The following is a 19,197-nucleotide window of genomic DNA, read 5'->3' on the forward strand; positions in this document are numbered from 1 at the left end:
ATGAATGATTACAGGTTAAAGAAGTTTCAGGGTAGTTTTTATTTGACCGGATTTATGGGAGCGGGGAAAAGTGCTATTGGATCACGGTTAGCAAAGAACCTGGAACTGCCATTTCATGATCTGGATAAGTACTTGGTTAAAAAAGAAGGAAAAACTATTCCGGAAATATTTAAAGAGCATGGAGAAGAATATTTCAGAGAAAAGGAATGGGAATACCTTTTAGAGCTAACCAAAGCCTTTAAAGGAGTGGTAGCATTAGGAGGGGGAGCATTACAAAATCAACGCATAGTAGATCATTTAAAACTGCACGGTTTAATTGTATTTCTAGACACTCCTATGGATGTGATCTTGGACCGTGTTCTACGAAATCCTAAACGCCCGATAGTTCGAAATAGTGATGGTGAAATTAAATCAAGAGAAACGCTTAAAAATGAGCTGGAAACCTTATATTCAAATAGAATTGAATTCTACAATCAGGCTCAGGTTAAACTCACTACTACCGGAAAAGATGATAAATCTTTAGTAGTGGACAGACTAATAGAAAAAATTAAACAACATGTCTAAGCGTATTCAATTGAATACAAATTACTCAAAGGATCATCAAATAGTGGTTGGTTATAAGCTTGAAGATGAGATCATTAGTTTTTTATCGGATAATTTCAGCCTTAAAAAGGCAGTATTCATTGTCGATGAGAATGTTCTTGGTCTATATCAGAATAGCTATATAAGTAGTTTAAAAGTACTATTTGATGAGGTAGTTTTATGTTCAGTGCCTGAAGGTGAACAAAGTAAAAGCTTAAGCCAATACACGGATATCGTAGATACAATTCTGAAATCGAAAGTAGAGCGGTCTACTCCGGTCATTGTTATTGGTGGAGGTGTTACAGGGGATTTGGGAGGCTTTGCAGCTGCTTCTACACTAAGAGGCATGCCACTAATTCATATTCCTACTTCACTATTAGCAATGGTTGATAGTTCAATTGGCGGAAAAACAGGGATAAACCATTCGGTTGGTAAAAATCTGATCGGTGCATTTTACAGTCCCGTAGCTGTTTTTGCTGATTTGCAGTTTTTGGAAACACTTCCTCAAAAAGAGATAGCTAATGGCTTGGGCGAAGTTATTAAGTATGGGATGATTAGCACTCCAAGTATTATTGAAGATTTAGAAAAACTCCCGATTTCAAAACCATTTGTGTATTCAAAAGATTGGGAACATTTAGTAGCAATTTGCGCTAAAATTAAAGCTGATATTGTGGCAAAGGATTTTAAAGAATCGGGACTGAGAGAAATCCTGAACTTTGGACACACTTTTGCACATGTGATCGAAAGAGTTTGTGGATACGAGAATTCTTCTCATGGAGAAGCAGTGTTCATGGGTATGTGGGGAGCAGTAAAATTATCTAATTTATTAGGATTTAATATTGATATTGCCAATTTATCTGTGTTCAGAGCGTTATACACTTCGAAATTTGACCCTGAAGAATCGGTAGCAGAACTAACGGAACTGATGCTGCATGACAAGAAAGTAAAAGACGGCTCGATCAAAGTAATTATGTTGGAAAAACCGGGAGTTGCTAGATCCAGGATCATACAGGATGTATCAGTAATTCAAGAATCATGGAAATTTATAATTGAGGAATTTAAATAAGTGCCCGTAGTTAGATGGCTACATAGAGTTTGGAATGCCTTTTGGGCTATTACAGTAGCAACAGTTTTAACATTGTTGGTTGCAGTTGGAATATTGTTTGGATTAATCCAGATGGAACCTGCAAAGTCGTATTTAGCAACCCGAATAGAAACTAACTTTAGCGAAAAATATAACGGAGTTTTTACCATAGGAGAGTTGGATGGATTAATTCCATTCAGAATAGAACTTAAAGACGTAAACCTATATCCGGATTCTTCCAGTATTGTACCAGTATTTAAAAGTGATAGCGTTTCAGCTAATTTAAATGTTCCGGCTCTGTTTCAGCAGAGATTTATTGTAACCGGTCTTAATATTACTTCTCCAACTGTTTTAATAGATCCAGAGTCTGATATTTCTTTGTTATATGCCCTTAAAAAAAAGAATACCAACATACCTGTTGCTGACAGCTCTGAAATAAAATCCCCGTTTTTTGAAATACTGGCACCGAATGTAACTATAACAAGCGGACAAATTTTGATCCGCAATGCATATAAACCAACCGAGTTTACTTCAAACTCCGACAGTTTGGTTATAGATGATCTGGATTTGTCAATGTATTTTGAATACAAACAAGACGAACGGTTTCTTGATATTGAAAGGCTTTCATTCACCTCAAACGAAATTGCTTTAGGAAGAAGTCAGGTTTTTGGTCAAATTTATAGCGATAACAGATATCTGGAATTCAATTCATTTAACTTTATAAACCAGGATTCATACCTGAACTTTACTGGTCGTATTGATGGGATCAATATCTTTGAATTGGACTTTCTTCAACAACTCAGAGAGGCAGAGTATGATCTGGATATAGAAGAATTTTCTCTATCTGAAGATCGTATAAATAAGCTATTACCGGAGTGGCCCTCCTTTAGATTTCCACTATTTGTGAAAGCTGATTTTTCAGGCGGAATTGAAGAGGTTGATGTAAATACTACAAGAATTGAATATGGGAATTCGTCAATTAATGCTTCTGGTAAGCTATTTAATTTTGACAAAAATAATCCTTTCCGTTACGATCTTCAGTTCACAGATGTGGTTCTGGATACTTCTAATGTTCAGGATTTTTACCCTGAAATAAATAAATACCAACTCGAAGCAATATCAAACACCACATTAACAGCTGGCTTGACAGGGGACCTGACGAATACAGAAGGCAGTTTTACAAGCAAAGGTAAAAGAGGCTCAATCTCACTTACCGGAAGTATGGGATTTGCAGATGAAAAGATCTTAAATGTACAGTTTGAAACAGATTCCTTGAATATCGGAAACCTGGTTGGTGACTTTATTAAGAATACAAATATAACTTCAAAAGGGGAGTTTAAAACGTCTGATTATAAAGACCTTACAAGTTTCGACCTTTTTAATTTTTCTTCAAAAGATGTGGTTGTAAATGATTCTACGTTTTCTTTGGTAGAATTAAGTGCTACAGGTAAGAATAAAGTAATAACTCCTGACTTTTTAGTGAGAGCCCGCGATGGCACACTCGAAGGAAAAGGAGAATTTGATTTTTCAAATGAATCAAGCTCATTCAAGCTGGATGGAAAGGGAAATAATCTAAGCTTACAATATTTTATTCAATCTGAAAATTTAGCTGACGTTCAGATGGACATCGAATACCAAGCAGACTTCAAAGGAACTTCATTAAATGATGCAACCGGGGTGCTTAATGTTAATATTCCTTTCTCAACCTCTAATGGTGATACACTTAAACCACAATTACTGTATGCAGATGTAACCAATCTTACCTCTTCAAACCGATCAATTCGTGTAACAACTACTGTACTGGATGTAAGTTTGGAAGGTAATTTTATGATCACAAATCTTCTTCCTTTAGCAAAACATTGGGCTGGTTTTTTTAAGGAGCGCTTAGAAGAAGAGTTTTTTACAGAGACATTCACAGATACAAAATTGAAAGTCGGTAAAGGATTAGGCAATCAGGATTTTAACATAACCGCACAATTGAAAGATGTTAATTTGGTTCAAAAATACTATCCTGAATTTCCTGATATGGTTGCATCAACTCGACTGACTTCGAATGTGACTGCTGATACAACACGGCTTTTATTTAATGCGGATATATTTGATTCAAAATTTCAGTTGGGAGAATTTGAAGCAGATTCCATCAGAACACAACTAACAGGTAGTTTCAGATATAACCAGTCTCTGAAAGATTTTTCAAACTTTTTGGTAAGCGTAGATATAGCCCGTTTTAACACACCTTATTTTGACACACAAGGATTTAATTTCAATTTTGATATGACTGAAGATACCGTCATACTTAATAATAATATTGAAGTTATAGGAAATGATGCTGCACTTTTACTTTCGAGTACATCAGCCTTTTCGGATACAGCAATAGTTACAAGTATAAATGAGTTCAGGCTTGGATCAGAGGTTTATTCATGGGAAAATAGAGATGAACCGCGATTAACTTATACCAACAATGAAAAACTGGTTTTTGAGAACTTTACTTTTCAGAACCGGGAAGAATTATTTAATGTAGAAGGCGCATTCAGTAATGAAGTGACAGATTCCGTAAACTACTTTTTCAGAGGTGTAAAGTTAGATAGAATATCAGATCTGATAAATGGAAAAGTAGATTTCGGCGGGAATTTGAATGGTGTTTTTACTACCAGAACGTTAACTAAAATTCCTACAGTTGAAGGAAATATAAACCTGAACGCCTTTTCCTTAAACGACCAAACGGTAGGCGATTTTGCAATTTCCAGTGTTTTCAATAAAGACTTAAACAGATTCGATACAAACATAAGTGTTACTACCGATTCAACAATATATCCTGAATATTTTCAAAGAAATGACAGGGAAGGTCAAAATCTGGAATTTTCTGGCTATGTATTAGCTCCTGTAAACGGTGAATTCCCTAAAGCCGATTCACTTTATAGTTTTGATCTGGATTTCAATACCGTAGATCTTTGGATTGTTCCTTTCCTGATACCAAAAGTATTTACAGAAATGGCCGGAGTTGCAACAGGGTCGGGTAAAATATGGGGCAATCTCGATGACTATGATTTTAAGGTAGACTACGATATTGGTGCAAATGATGCGGTTTACATGAAGCCAAGATTTTTAGATACTTATTATTATGGTCAGGGTCCGATCACTTTTACCCGAAAAGACGGTTTAGTTTTTGAAGATATATTTTTGATAGATCCTTCCGGAGGTATGGCAGTTTTAGACGGTTGGTATAATTTTAATGATTTCCAACCCGTACATAGTATGGATATCAGAATTGATACAGATGAATTTCAATTCCTGAATAACAACTTTGATCCCAATGCCCCATTCTTTGGGAAAGCGTACGGAACGGGAGTTGTTAATATTTCAGGCACCAACCTTAATCCGATTCTGACTACCCCTGAGCCAATGTTAATTTCAGATTTTTCTCAAATTGAGTTACCGTTGCTTGAAGAAACGGAATTTGATGAAGACAATAAGTTTATTCGTTTTGTAGATAATTTTGATGGTTATGGAGTAGATTCAACATCACTGAATGATGGAAGTACGTTTTCTATCAATGACCAACTAGATCTTTCAGACCTTACTTTTGCTGAAAGGTTCACTTTAGATCTTCAGTTTATTGCAAACGACCCAATGACGGTACGTCTCATCTTCGATCAAATTACAGGAGATATTATTACCGCAAATGGTACCGGTCGTTTAAGAATCAGGCTGGAAGATGAAGACCTCAGTATTTTTGGCAGGTTTGATATAAGTGATGGAAATTATCAATTAGTAAGTGGGGATATATTCACAAGACGATTTAATCTTGAGCCGGGTGGAAATATAGTTTGGGAAGGAGAGCCTGATAACGCACGTATAAATATAAATGCGGTGTATTCTGCAAGGCCTAATATCAGAACATTAACCACTTCAAGGTCTGAACTGGATCTAACAGATCCAAGTAACATTCAACGTACACCGGTTGATCTTGTTCTTAATATTAGCGGTTCTCTATCCAGTATCGAAAACAATTTCTATTTCCGTTTACCAAATACATTTGAAGCAAGACAAAGTTCTACATTATCTACTCAGATTGCATCCCTAAATAGAAATGAAGACGAAAAATTACTGCAAGCTACAAGCTTCCTTTTAATGGGAGATTTTATTCCCGCTACTTCAGTAAATGGAGCTTCCTCATTAACAGAGAACTTTACGGGCAGCGGTGCTGTTTTAAACCCATTGATATCAAACCAATTAATAAGCCCTTTGCTTTCTAATCAAATTAACTCTTTATTGAGCAGTGATATAAGCAGTTTTGATGTAGATTTTAATCTAAATACCTATAATCAGGTTGATCTAGGTTTGGCACTCAGGCTTTATAATGACAGAATTATTATTCGAAGAGACGGACAACTTACAGGGGCGCAATCAAATATTGGAGATTTGGGAGCTACATATAAAATAAACCGAACATTTTCAGTTACTGCTTTTCACAGGCAAGACCCCACTTTTAGTAATCTCTCAAATGGACAAGAATCCCAACAAGGACAAGATATTAACGGAGTTGGTGTAGAAGCCGAAGTAAGTTTTAACACCTGGCAAGATTTTTTCAGGAGATTAGGTAGTCCGTTCAGAAAGCTGTTTGGTAAAAATAAAAACAAAGAAGAAAATAATGGGAATGAAAATCCCAGTTAACAAAAGGATTTAATGAGTAGAAACTCACGAGAAAGTAGTTTAGAACAAATAATAATAGATCTTGTAAAAAGCAGTCCTAATAATTCATTACAAAGAGATGTGATTGCGAATGCATTAGCAATAAACAGTAAAAAAGAGCATCGTAAATTAGATAAAACAATAGACAGGCTTGATAAAAAAGGGATCTTAAGCAAAAATGGTCCACAAATTCAGCTAAGAACATCTCACAAAAAAGTAAAGACACAAGATTCTAATTTAGTTGAAGGATACATTCAGTTAACTCCAAGAGGGACCGGTTATGTAATCGTAGAAGGGATGGAAGAAGATGTAATGATTCCCGGAAATGATACGGGTCTATGTTTACCAAATGATATTGTCTCAGTTAAAATTACTGGTAAAAGAAACAGCGGCCAACCTAAAGGAAAAGTTGTTGAGATTATAAAACGAGGGAAAGAATTTTATGTTGGTACGTTTAAAAGGACAGGCGACAGAACCTTTTTAATAGAACCTGACCAAAAGTCTGCACATGTTAACTTTTTTGTTTTAAAAGACAATGTTAATGGAGCCCATAATGATGATAAAGTTCTATTCAAACTGAAAAACTGGACACATCCAAAAGCATTACCGGAAGCAGTAGTGACTTCAATATTGGGTAAATCAGGGACCAATGACGCAAATATCCTATCAATTTTAGCGGAAAATGAGCTCAGGTCAGATTTTGATCAGGAAGTGGAAACCTTTGCAGATAGAATTCCTGTAGAAATTCCCGAGGAAGAATTTAAGCGTCGTAAAGATATGCGGGAAGATTTTGTGTTTACCATTGATCCTGCGGATGCTAAAGATTTCGATGATGCGCTGAGCATTGAATTACTTGAGAATGGAAATTTTTATTTAGGTGTACATATTGCAGATGTAAGTCATTATGTAACGCCTGATACTATTCTTGATAAAGAAGCATATAGCCGTGGAACCAGCGTTTATTTGGTTGACAGAGTAATTCCAATGTTGCCAGAAAAACTAAGTAATGGTGTATGTAGTCTTCGCCCAAATGAGGACAAACTAACCTACAGCTGCTTTATGGAGATCGATCAAAAAGGGAAATTGATAGATTATTCCGTCGAAGAAACAGCTATTCACTCAAAGCAAAGATTTACTTATGAGCAGGCTCAGGAAGTACTGGATGGAAAAGATCATAAGTATAAAAAAGAATTAAAGATAGCTGAGAAATTAGCAAAAACTCTTCTAGATAAAAGGTTCAAAGAAGGCGCTATTGATTTTGATAATCCGGAACCAAAGTTTGTTCTGGATGAAAGAGGGACACCTATTGAAGTGATCATTAAAAAGAGAATATTTGCTCATCGACTTATTGAAGAATGTATGTTGATGGCAAATAAAACAGTTGCACTGCATGTCGAAAATCTTAGAAAGGAATCAGGAAAGAAGAAGTCTAAAAATCTGTTTCCCTTTTTCTATCGTATTCATGATAAACCGGATCAGGAAAAATTAGCTGGTGTAGCTGAACAGGTAGCTCCTTTAGACATTACATTTGAAGTAACAGATAATATGACTCCCAAAAAGATTAATGAGCTTCTGCAAAAAGTAAAAAACACATCTGTAGAGTCTATTGTTAATGGATTAATGTTACGCTCAATGGCAAAAGCAGAGTACTCTCCGGCTAATATTGGACACTTTGGATTAGGCTTTCCACATTACGCACACTTTACAAGCCCTATCCGCCGTTACCCTGATGTGATAGTCCATAGATTATTAAAAAAATATTCATCGGGTACAACCGGTTATAACTTTGAGGCTCTCATAAAACATGGCGAACATTGTAGCAGTCGCGAAAGAGTTGCAGTGGATGCAGAAAGAGATTCTATAAAACTTAAGCAAGTGGAATTTTTAAGTACAAAAATAGGTGAATCGTTCAACGGTACCATAACCGGAGTTACTGAACGAGGTATTTTTGTAAATTTAAATGACATTTTTTGTGAAGGTATGGTTAGAGTTTCTGATCTGAAAGGTGATTATTATGTTTTCAATCTAAAAACGCATGCACTTGTAGGGCGGTCATCAGGTAAAGCATATAAACTTGGTGATGATATTAAAGTGAAAGTTGAAAGCACGAATACACAAAAGCGACAAATTGATTTTACACTAGCAAAATAAACTGATATTGATATGAAGGCACGAATTTTCTTACCCATTCTAATAGGCCTGCTGGCTTCTAGTTTAAGTGATGCTCAATATTTCTCTTATGGGAAAAACAGAGTTCAGTATGAAAATTTTGAGTGGAGGTATTTACAGTCGAAACATTTCGATGTGTATTACTATGGAGAAAAAAATTATAAGCTCGCAGAGTTTGCATCTATGAGTGTTGAAAGTGCCTACAAACAACTAAAAGATGATTTTGATCATGAACTATCAGATCGGATATCGGTTATTATTTATGATTCTCATAATGATTTTTCTCAAACGAATGTAGTAAACCTTCCCACAAGTGCAGAGGGAATAGGTGGAGTAACTGACAAGTATAAAAACAGAATGACTATTCCCTTTGATGGAGAATACAGTGATTTCAGACGTACAATACACCATGAGTTAGTGCACGCTGTATTTAATGATATGTTTTACGGAGGGTCGGTTAATTCTATAATTCAAAATAATATTCAGTTAGTATTTCCACTTTGGTTTGAGGAAGGTTTAGCTGAATACACTGCTTTGGGTTGGGATACCAATACCGATATGTTTATCAGAGATGCGGTAATTAATAATTATTTACCTCCGATAAGATACCTGAATGGCTATTACGCATACAGAGGAGGGCAGTCTTTTTGGAACTATATTGTTGAAGAATACGGAAGAGAGAAGATCGCAGAAATTCTTCAAAGCATTAAGACGAGCAGAAGTGTTGAGTATGGATTAATTACTTCAGTCGGTATGAACGTCGACGAGATTTCGAAAGCCTGGACCGAAGCATTGAAGAAAAGGTACTATCCGGAAGTTGCAGAGAGAGAACGAGCTGATGCATTGGCTACACTTCTTACTGAAAGAGGGAAGTTTGGTTCATATAATACTAGTGCTGCAATTTCTCCACAAGGGGATAAAGTCGCATTTATAACTAATAGCAGAGGCTATTTTGATGTCGCGGTAATAAGCACGATCAATGGCAATAAGCTCAAAACATTGATCAGAGGTGAAGATAATCCTGATTTCGAGGAACTGAATATCCTTAATCCGAACCTTACATGGTCGCCTGATGGCTCTAAAGTTGCTTTATCCACAAAAACAAAAGGAAGAGATGATATTGCAATCATAGATTATAACACGAAAGAAATAGAAAAGATCAAGTTCCCGAATATAGATGCAATCGGATCAGTTTCCTGGTCGCCTGACGGAGCAAAAATAGCATTTGACGGAAACATTGGACCTTTTCAGGATGTGTTCGTTTTTGACTTGAACACAAAAGAGCTGAAAAATCTTACCAGAGATATCTACTCGGATAGAGAACCGGCGTGGTCATCAGATTCAAAATCCGTTTATTTTGTATCTGACAGAGGAGAGAGCTTAGCATTGGGTGAAACACTTACCAGTTACAGTTTATTCAAGAACAATGGTATGTATCAGACAGATATTTACGAAGTGAAAATAGGCACTGACAGAGCTATTCAAATTACAAATAGTCCGTTGTGGAATGAGTTTCAACCAATAACTACCCAAAACGGGAAACTTCTTTTTATTTCAGATGAAAACGGGATTCAAAACCTTAAAGAGCTGAACTTAAAAACAAGAACTGCAGTATCAATTACTGATTTACAGACGGGTATATCCCAGATATCAATAAGTGCTGATGGAAGTAAACTGGCTTTCAATTCAATTAACAATGGGTACTTAGATATTTTCTTGATCAAATCACCTTTAAATAAAGAGATCAAAAAACCTATTACAGAAAACTATTGGGCTAAAAGACGCTCTTCAGAATCAGAAGCTCAAAGAGTTCCTGCTACGAAATTTGCTCAGGAGTTTTTTAAAGAAGGGGTTGTTTCAATTACTGATATAGAAGAAAAAGAGAAAGTTGAAGCAGATTCTATCTTATCTAATAACGAAGAAGATGGCATCGACTTTAGAAATTATGTGTTTACAGACGATGTGCTTCAGGATTCAACGATCTACCTTCAGGATATTGAAGCTTTTACAGTAAGTGACAATTTAACGGAAGATGGTAGATATGTTCCGCAAGAGTACAGACTTAAATTTGACGTCGATATTGCATACAGCCCATCCTTTGTAGCTTCAACTTATGGTTCTTATGCTCTTACTCAGTTTATAATCAGTGACTTGCTTGGTGATTATCAATTGTCGCTGGGTACAAACTTTGTTTTCGATTTAAGAGAAAGTGATTATAGTTTCAGGTTTGGAAATCTAAAGAACAGAACGAATTACTTTATAAGTTACTTTCATACATCAAGAAAATACCAAAGCTTTTTTGGAGATCTAATCCGCTACAGAACCTATGGTTTAGGAGGTACAGTTCAATACCCATTCGATAAATTCAGCAGACTTGATTTTAATGTAACTCTGCTTAATGTAGATTTGGATTTCAACTCTGTGATCGATCGTCCTAACGGAGCCGGAACTTCTTCTGCCGACAGAAGTCAACAAAGTCAATTTCTATATCCTGAACTGGTTTATACTGATGATAAAACAAAACCGGGTTTTATTACTCCACGTGGTGGATACCGATATTCTGTTGGTTTGAGTGGTAGTCCTGTAATTGGAAAGACAGCACCCGAATTCGCTTCAGTTTTGGGTGACTTTAGAAAATATTTTGATATGGGATATCAATACACATTTGCTTTAAGATATTCCGGAGCAGCCTCTATAGGAAAAGACTCACAGAACTATTTCTTGGGTGGTAAATTAGGTTGGTTAAATCAACAATATTCAAATAATGGTTTCTCAAATGACAGAATAACCGATAACTTTTTTACGGTACCTGCTCTTCCTTTGAGAGGCTTTGAATACAACTCGATCAATGGTAATAAGTTTAGTCTTGTAAATGCAGAATTCAGATTTCCATTGTTTGCAGCACTTGTACCGGGAGCTGTTCCTATTCTACCTCTATACAATGTTACCGGTCTTGCATTTGTTGATGCAGGAGCCGCTTGGGGACAGACGATAAATTACGGACTTCTTAAAAATCCTGATCTAAATTCTGAATTCGCGATAAATGATAAAAAACTGGATTTTACGGTAGCAAAAGAAACCTCAGGGTATATACCAAATGGTGATGGTACATTCTCTGAATTCAAATACTTAGACGGCGATGTGTTAATTGGCGCAGGTTTTGGTTTAAGATCAATACTCTTTGGCTTGCCGTTTGGATATGATATTGGTTGGGCTTATGATAGAACGGGCTTTAAATCTGATGCGGTTCATTATTTCTCAATAGGAATTGACTTCTAATAGATCAATTATCGGAGTTAAAACCACCTATGATTAAAAGTCTTTGGTAGTTTTTTCCCGGATCAAGGTAGTAGACAAAAGAATGATATACTTGCCTGCGATTCGTAATCGAGTCATTGATGGGTATAGCTGTGGAATTATCCGAGTTTTCGTTCTTTTGAAAATATTTATATCGATAATTGCCTTCCTTAATTAATACATCAGCCGACCATAAACCGGTATTGGAGTTATAATTCAATTCTGAATCTTTATCTAAGATCCAGGAGTTAAAATCTCCTGCTACATATAATTCTGTATTTTCAGTATTCAACGTTCCTGATTTGAATCTGAATTGTACCTCTGCGTATCTGGAATCTCTGTTCTTTTTAGGTTTACCAAAGTTTGATGAATAGCCTACAGAAGGAGAGGCTGTAAAATTTAGTATGTCTCTCTTCAAAATAACTTTGGGAGGAGTAAACTCAGGCTGCCAATCTTCAATCTTATCTAAATTGATATTTAGATCCGTGAGATCTAAAGGGATAAAATCAAAACCCGATGTAAATAAATTGCTTCTTGGTGTATAAAATCGAACCTTACCCGGAGATGTGATGTCAAAGGTTTCCGTAGATTTTGCACTTCCCCAAAACCGGTTTTGTACAAATCTAAAAGACAGATCGAATTGTGGAAATTCCACTTCTTCAGGGTATTCGTAAATTGAAAAAAGCTGATCTGAAGCAGAAAAATTATTTCCTGAATTATAAAGTGTTTCAACTCTAGAGTTGATTTTTCCTGCCTGTTCTGTTACAAAAAAGGGAATGCTGAAAAGTTTAGTATTTGATGAATAATCAAAAACATTGAGCAAGTAATTACCACTGGATATGAATTTCACATTATTATTAGGAAATTCAGATTTATAGTGAAAATAGTTGGGTTTTGACAGGGAGTTTATTTCTCCTCCTGTAATAATAAGCTCATTAAAACCATCTAAATACCAAGCTTCCGGTATATTACTTGGGTTCCAGTTTTGGTCGAAATGTTCAAAGGTAACTCTGAATTGTCCTGAGAGAGAAGTAAGCTCATCAAATTCTAAAACAAGCTTTTCTCTATTGTTCAGAGTTATAATAGGCGGATTATTTTGATTCCCTTTTCTGTAAAGTTGAATGCTTTTAAAAGAAGCTGGAGCGCTCAATTGATCAGGCACTAGGAGCAACCCCTGATCCTGATTTTCATCCGGATTCGAATATCTTGTAGAAATTTCAGACGTTCCTGAACACGATAAAAGAACTGCCAAAAAAGAAATAAAGATATTTCTAAACATTAATTTTCCCTTCAAAAACGAAGTTGGCCGGTCCTGCCAGTCTTATATTTTTATATGTTTTGTTCTCAGTATCGTAATTAAAAGAGACCTTAAGCGTTCCTCCCTTTACTGAGATCATGTAATCGAAATTTTCATTCTCTTTTTCATTATTGGAGTAATGTGTAGCAATAGCAGATGCAATAGCTCCGGTACCGCAAGCTAATGTTAAACCTTCAACACCGCGCTCGAAAGTTTGAAGTTCTATTTTCGTTTCTTCCTTTTTACAAACAAAATTAACGTTTGAACCCGGTGGATTTAAACTGTCGTGATTTCTAAGCATTGAACCAACAGTAATTAGCTCGGATTCAATTTTAAGCTGATCATCATCTACAAAATTTACAACATGTTCGGTCCCTGTATAAACCTGAATAAGTTGATGATTCTCAATCTGAATGTTTTCCGGTTCCAATACATCAGGAAAACTTACTGAGACTAAATTATTCTGTAGATCTACATCAGCATTGTATATAGCTTTGTGAACATTGAAAGTTTGATCTACTCCGAAACCATGATGTGCTGCAAACAACGCCAGACATCGGCTCCCGTTCCCGCACATACCTGCATCGCTTCCATCTGCATTTCTGTAGATCATGGTATAATCAACTCCATCGATTTGAGGATTTTCCAATGCCATTAATCCGTCAGCTCCAATACCAAACCGTCGATCACATAATTCAGGAGTAAAATCAATGATCTCTTTCATTGAAAACTGAAGGTCTCTGTTGTCGATAACCACAAAATCATTACCTGCACCTTCCATTTTATAAAACGTAATTTCTCTCATTATTCTACAAAAGCCGGTAAATGTTTCCAGTTTTCATTTTCCGAGATATAGGGATCAAGGCCTCTCATTAGTGCAGAAAACCTGAATGAAAGTACAACAAATATCAATTTTGGGGATACATTTTGTCGGAGCATTGGTCGGCATTCATCAATATGGGAAAGCATATTTTCCAATTTAGCTTCACTTAAAGCTTTCACGAATTTCTTTACGGAATCTATTTGATCAACGTTAGTAACCAGTTTTTCATTCTCTGTTTCCTTATAGACGATCAGATCTCGAATATACATTTCCAGTAAATTGGTAATAGCGATCAGGCCTTCAATATTATTTGAGCTTTGCCAATCCTGAGAAAGTTTTGAAAGTGCAGAAGCATCCTGGCTGAATGAATGCCTTAAAAATTCTACAATTTCTTCTCGATTCTGCTTTAATCTTTTTACGTCAAAAAATCGCGTTGCGGCGTAATTGCCGTTTGCTACTCTGGCCAGATACTTGGCATCATCCGGATCAATGTTATCTATGTCAACTAATCCCTGTTCAACCTCAGTTTGTGTAAGTGTACCAAGAGGAATATGTTGACAACGGGATGTGATAGTAGGAAGGAGGCTTTCGTAACTTTCTGTTGTCAGAATAAACATCAGGCGATCAGAAGGCTCTTCCAGTAATTTTAAAAAAGCATTGGCAGTTTCCTTTCTCATTGTTTCAACTTGTGTCATAATTACTACAACACAATCCCCTTCGTTAGGACGGAGCTTTGCAACAGGTCTGATCTCATCTCTGAAATAATCGATAGGATAAAATGCCTGTAAGTTTTTGGAGGAGCTTTCATCATGAAGAGACGGTCTTTGAGAAAAATTTATGATCTCGTAAGGATCCTTCGCCAATAATTCCAAACGCTCCCTGAGGTCTTCAGTATTTGCTGATGTCGGCTTGGGAATAAAAACATGAATATCGGGGTGAGAAAACCATGATGACTTCTTAGAACTGGTTTCTGTGCCCAGATCAGAGATATTGCTGATGCCATTCATAGCTTCCGCAAAAGCAAGAGCAAAAGCCGTTTTACCAACACCTGCTGCGCCTGATATTAAATAAGCATGGCCAATTCTTCCGGAGCCGATCATTCGCTCAATTTGATCCTTCGCTCTTTTTTGTCCGATCAAGCGGTTATTTCCAAATGAAATATTCAATCATTCCTCCCATATATATTCGAAAAGTAAAATTCCTGCTGTTATAGTAACCCCGATAAATCCAATTAATGCAGAAAAATCGTTTGTAAAACCTTCTGAAGATCCGTCTATAAAGGCACTTTTTGTGATGCTTGTAAGCAACAGAATAAATGGTATAAAAAGCGGAATGGTCAGTACTGAAAAAATAGCTCCCTTTCTGTCAGCTTGAGAAACGATGGCAGCGATCATTGTAGAAACACCCGATAAGCCAATGGTTCCAAAAATCAGGATTGTTAAAAAAGAACTCCAGGAAACAATTGAGAGATCAACCAGAAAAATATAAATACCGAAAGTGAAGACATTGATAATAAAACTAAATGCGATGTTGTAAAGTAGTTTTCCTGAAAATACAGATGTTCCTGATCCATAAATTCGCAAAAGGTTGTAGGTATTTTTATCCGTCTCAGAAATAAAACTTCTTCCCAACGAAGAAAGAGCTGCAAATAAAACGATGATCCAAATCAAACCACTTTTCGGAGTGGGGTTAAGTTCCTGGGCTTTTAATGTGAACATGATCAAAAGAAGGGCAGAGATTACAAAAGCGATCACCATATTGAATGCAAATCGTGTTCTGAACTCTGTCTTTAGATCCTTTTTAAAAATAGTAATTGTGCCTTGTAACCAATCCATACCCAAGTTTAAGGATTTAGTATCGGAGTTGCCCAAAATCAAACAAATAATCTTTGATTGATTCCCGTTCAACTGGCTATATTCCAAGACTTGAAACCCCAATATTTAACAAGCTACAGATGAACCTATTCTCATTATTGAAACCCGAAACTATTCTTTCTGAGCTTGAAGTAAGTAATAAACAGGAATTGATTTCAGTTTTGGTAGATTCTTTAAGCGATAAGATAGGCGCTGAGCATTTACAGGAAATTAAAGAAGCTGTGTGGGAGAGAGAGCAGGTGATGTCAACAGGTGTGGGAAAAGGCTTGGCCATTCCACATTGTAAGACAGAACTAGTTGATGAAAATCATGGCGCTTTTGCCGTTCTTAAAAAACCATTGGAATTTAATTCTGTAGACGACACTCCGGTTCGATTGGTATTTCTATTAGTAGGACCGAATGAAAAGAACAGCATTCATATTAAATTATTGAGCAGGATTTCAAGATTGATGAATAGTGGAACATTCAGGGAGCAGGTTTTTAGTTGCAAAAGCTCTCAACAAATACTCGAGGCTTTTCAGGAAGAAGAAGAAAAATATTTCCCGGGTTAAAATGAGATTTTTAAGAACCTTAGTGCTCATAGTTCTCTCGTTTAGTGTATCTGTTTCATTATCGGCACAGGATATTGAGCAGCTATTGGAAACCCTGCCCAATCAGGAAGCATTTTGGTCATTAACTGTTTTGGATGAATCCGGTAATAAACTGGAAAACTTCAATTCTGATAAACTTATCATCCCTGCATCCAATCAGAAATTATATACACTTGCTACAGTCTTAGATCGGTTAGGAAGTGACTATACTTATTACACAAATATATATGGAAATGGTCAAATCACGGATTCGGTCTATTATGGGGATTTGATTATTAGAGGAATAGGCGACCCAAGTATTAGCGGGTTTCTTTATGATGACGATCGATATTATGTGTTTAGTGAGTTGGAAAAACAAATTAAGAGCAACGGAATCAAAAATATTGCAGGTGATTTAGTTGCAAATATTGGTTTCTTCGATGAGGAAGACTTTCCGATTGGATGGGACTGGTATGATATGTCGTTTTATTACGGAGTTGAGGTCGCACCATTATCGTTCAATAACAATGCGGTTGATTTAGTAGTAAATGCAGATGGAAAAATAGGGGATACTCCCGAAATAAATTGGTTTCCCGAAAATACAGAATACGTTGAGTTTACTAATGAACAAGAGATTGTAGAAGAAAACAGGAAATATGATGAAGATTACAAAAAAGGATTAGGATCAAACTTAATCTATCTTGGAAGCAAACTCCCAAAAGGATATTTGGAAGAAGAATCACTGGCTATATCAGAAGCGGAGAATTATTTCCTTCATAGTTTTGATACTTACTTAAACTTGAAAGGAATTGAAACCAATTCGACATTTGAAGTTCATAGAGATAATATTCCTGATCATTGGGTTAATTATAAAGTTATTGCTTCCCACTCTTCCAAGCCACTTTCTGAATTAATTAAATGGGCGAATAAGGAAAGCGATAACTTCTATACAGAAATGATGCTGAAAACCTTGGCAGCGGAAGAACAAGGAATTCCGGGTACCTTCGAAAACGGTATTAAAGAAGTCCGCAATTTTCTGGCAGAACAAGGAGTGGATACCAATTTGGTGAAAATGAATGATGGTTCCGGTTTGGCAATGGGGAATTATACCACAACGGGAAACATCAGCAAGTTGCTGTATTCGATGAAATCCCATAATGAATGGGATGTGTTTTATAACAGTTTCCCGGTTGCAGGAATTGATGGTTCCATTGCTCATCGGTTTAAAGGAACTGAATTGTATAATAATATCCGTGCAAAAACAGGATATGTAAGTGGGGTGAGGACACTAAGTGGCTACATGACTACCCGATCTGGAAAACAAATCATTTTTAGTTTAGCCACTAATCATTTTGCAGGAAAAGTACGCCCGGTAGATAATTCTCATCAGCAGATTTTGCAATATCTGTATGAAAAATATTGATTAGATTCAGCCATGCCGAAATCTAAACCACATATCTTAGTTACAGATGATGAACGAGGTATTCGTAACACTCTGAAGGAAATTCTTGAATTCGAAGATTATGAAGTTTCTCTGGCGGAAAGTGGTACAGAAACTTTAGAAATGATCTCCAAAAATGAATTCGATTTGTTGTTTTTGGATATCAAGATGAAAGGAATTGACGGCATCGAAACGCTCCGACAAATAAGAACAGCCGGTTTTGAATTTCCGGTAATTATGATCTCAGGTCATGGCACCATTGATATTGCCGTGGAAGCAACGAAAATGGGAGCCTTCGATTTTCTTGAAAAACCACCTGACCTGAACAGATTACTTCTCACAGTCAGAAACGCACTTTCTCAACAGGATCTGGCTAAAGAAGTAAAACAGATCAGAAAAAAGCTTCCTAAGATCCAGGAGATCATCGGAGAGAGCAAAGCTATTAACAGGATCAAAGAAATGATCAATAAAGTAGCTCCGACTCAATCCAGAGTTCTGATCACAGGCGAAAACGGAACAGGTAAAGAGTTGGTAGCAAAATGGATCCATGAGAAAAGCCCGAGAAGTGGAGAAGTATTTGTAGAAGTAAACTGCGCAGCAATTCCTTCTGAATTATTGGAGAGTGAACTTTTTGGCCATGAAAAAGGAGCATTTACCGGCGCTAATGAGCAAAGAATCGGTAAGTTTGAGCAAGCTGATGGAGGAACTCTTTTTCTGGATGAGATCGGGGATATGAGTTTAGAAGCTCAGGCTAAAGTACTTCGGGCTCTTCAGGAAAATACCATTACTCGGGTTGGAGGAAATGGATCTATCAAAGTTGATGTGAGGATTCTGGCCGCCACCAATAAAGATCTGCAATCAGAAATTAAAGAAGGAAACTTCAGAGAAGATCTCTTTCACAGAATTAGTGTAATACCGATAGAGGTTCCCAGTTTAAATGACAGAACCGGAGACATTCCGTTAATAGCCAGATCCTGTCTCGAAAAATTAAAGGCAACTGATATAAGCTTTTCATCAGTAGAATTTGATGAATCGGGATTAAAAGCTCTCAAGAAAAGAAAGTGGACAGGAAATGTTCGTGAACTATATAACGCAGTAGAAAGGTTGGGTATCTTATCAGCTGACGGTTTAATAGATAAGGAGTCTGTTGAAAGTGTATTAAAGTCGAAAGAAATAGATGGAAAAGATCTTGGTGGTCTAGCAGACGAGACAGATAACTTTCAGGATTTTAAAGAGACAGCAGAGCGAATATTTTTGGTTAAACAACTCGAAAAGAACGATTGGAATATTTCTCAAACTGCAGATGCGGTGGGCTTACAACGCAGTCATATCTACAACAAAATGAAAAAATATAATATAGAGCGATAGC

12 protein-coding genes are annotated in these 19,197 nt (G+C 36.4%); 8 read left to right on the top strand and 4 right to left on the bottom strand.

Annotation, left to right across the window (positions count from 1 at the left end; all coding sequences use genetic code 11):
* The 5 genes from A8B79_RS06320 to A8B79_RS06340 are packed head-to-tail and all read left to right on the top strand — an operon-like array spanning nucleotide 1 to nucleotide 11,806.
* Entirely contained in the window at nucleotides 1–564 is a 564-nt protein-coding gene (locus A8B79_RS06320; protein ID WP_066219647.1) for a shikimate kinase, read from the top strand.
* The gene (gene aroB / locus A8B79_RS06325) at nucleotides 557–1,648 is read left to right on the top strand and encodes a 3-dehydroquinate synthase (protein ID WP_066219650.1); all 1,092 of its coding nucleotides are present in this window, start codon (nucleotides 557–559) and stop codon (nucleotides 1,646–1,648) included. The genes A8B79_RS06320 and aroB overlap by 8 nt, the downstream gene beginning before the upstream one ends.
* The gene (locus A8B79_RS06330) at nucleotides 1,649–6,340 is read left to right on the top strand and encodes a translocation/assembly module TamB domain-containing protein (RefSeq protein ID WP_066219652.1); all 4,692 of its coding nucleotides are present in this window, start codon (nucleotides 1,649–1,651) and stop codon (nucleotides 6,338–6,340) included.
* 12 nt (nucleotides 6,341–6,352) lie between these two features.
* Nucleotides 6,353–8,509, top strand: a complete 2,157-nt coding sequence (gene rnr, locus A8B79_RS06335; RefSeq protein ID WP_076782541.1) for a ribonuclease R — start codon at nucleotides 6,353–6,355, stop codon at nucleotides 8,507–8,509.
* 12 nt (nucleotides 8,510–8,521) lie between these two features.
* Nucleotides 8,522–11,806, top strand: a complete 3,285-nt coding sequence (locus A8B79_RS06340; protein WP_066219655.1) for a peptidase MA family metallohydrolase — start codon at nucleotides 8,522–8,524, stop codon at nucleotides 11,804–11,806.
* Nucleotides 11,807–11,810: 4 nt separating this feature from the next.
* On the opposite strand, the gene A8B79_RS06345 is transcribed toward A8B79_RS06340, so the two are convergent.
* From A8B79_RS06345 to A8B79_RS06360, 4 genes are read right to left on the bottom strand one after another with little or no spacing between them, the layout of a single operon-like run.
* Nucleotides 11,811–13,103 carry a type IX secretion system plug protein gene (locus tag A8B79_RS06345; protein WP_066219659.1) on the bottom strand — a complete coding sequence of 431 codons (1,293 nt, stop codon included), beginning with the start codon at nucleotides 13,101–13,103 and terminating at the stop codon, nucleotides 11,811–11,813.
* Nucleotides 13,096–13,926: a diaminopimelate epimerase gene (gene dapF, locus A8B79_RS06350; protein ID WP_066219662.1), complete on the bottom strand. Its 831-nt coding sequence runs from the start codon at nucleotides 13,924–13,926 to the stop codon at nucleotides 13,096–13,098. The genes A8B79_RS06345 and dapF overlap by 8 nt, the downstream gene beginning before the upstream one ends.
* Nucleotides 13,926–15,110 carry a DNA polymerase III subunit gene (locus A8B79_RS06355; protein ID WP_066219664.1) on the bottom strand — a complete coding sequence of 395 codons (1,185 nt, stop codon included), beginning with the start codon at nucleotides 15,108–15,110 and terminating at the stop codon, nucleotides 13,926–13,928. The genes dapF and A8B79_RS06355 overlap by 1 nt, the downstream gene beginning before the upstream one ends.
* Complete coding sequence (locus A8B79_RS06360; RefSeq protein ID WP_066219667.1) at nucleotides 15,111–15,779, bottom strand: heme exporter protein CcmB; 669 nt, start codon at nucleotides 15,777–15,779, stop codon at nucleotides 15,111–15,113.
* 119 nt (nucleotides 15,780–15,898) lie between these two features.
* Between A8B79_RS06360 and A8B79_RS06365 the strand changes: the two genes are divergently transcribed.
* The 3 genes from A8B79_RS06365 to A8B79_RS06375 are packed head-to-tail and all read left to right on the top strand — an operon-like array spanning nucleotide 15,899 to nucleotide 19,196.
* Nucleotides 15,899–16,369, top strand: coding sequence for a PTS sugar transporter subunit IIA (locus A8B79_RS06365; RefSeq protein ID WP_066219917.1), 471 nt, complete (start codon nucleotides 15,899–15,901; stop codon nucleotides 16,367–16,369).
* Nucleotide 16,370: 1 nt separating this feature from the next.
* Nucleotides 16,371–17,810, top strand: a complete 1,440-nt coding sequence (gene dacB / locus A8B79_RS06370) for a D-alanyl-D-alanine carboxypeptidase/D-alanyl-D-alanine endopeptidase (RefSeq protein ID WP_066219670.1) — start codon at nucleotides 16,371–16,373, stop codon at nucleotides 17,808–17,810.
* A 12-nt stretch (nucleotides 17,811–17,822) separates the two neighbouring features.
* Entirely contained in the window at nucleotides 17,823–19,196 is a 1,374-nt protein-coding gene (locus A8B79_RS06375) for a sigma-54-dependent transcriptional regulator (protein WP_066219672.1), read from the top strand.
* The last annotated feature ends 1 nt before the right edge of the window (nucleotide 19,197 follow it).

Source organism: Balneola sp. EhC07 (assembly GCF_001650905.1).
In the GTDB taxonomy this organism is placed as follows: Bacteria; Bacteroidota; Rhodothermia; order Balneolales; family Balneolaceae; genus Balneola.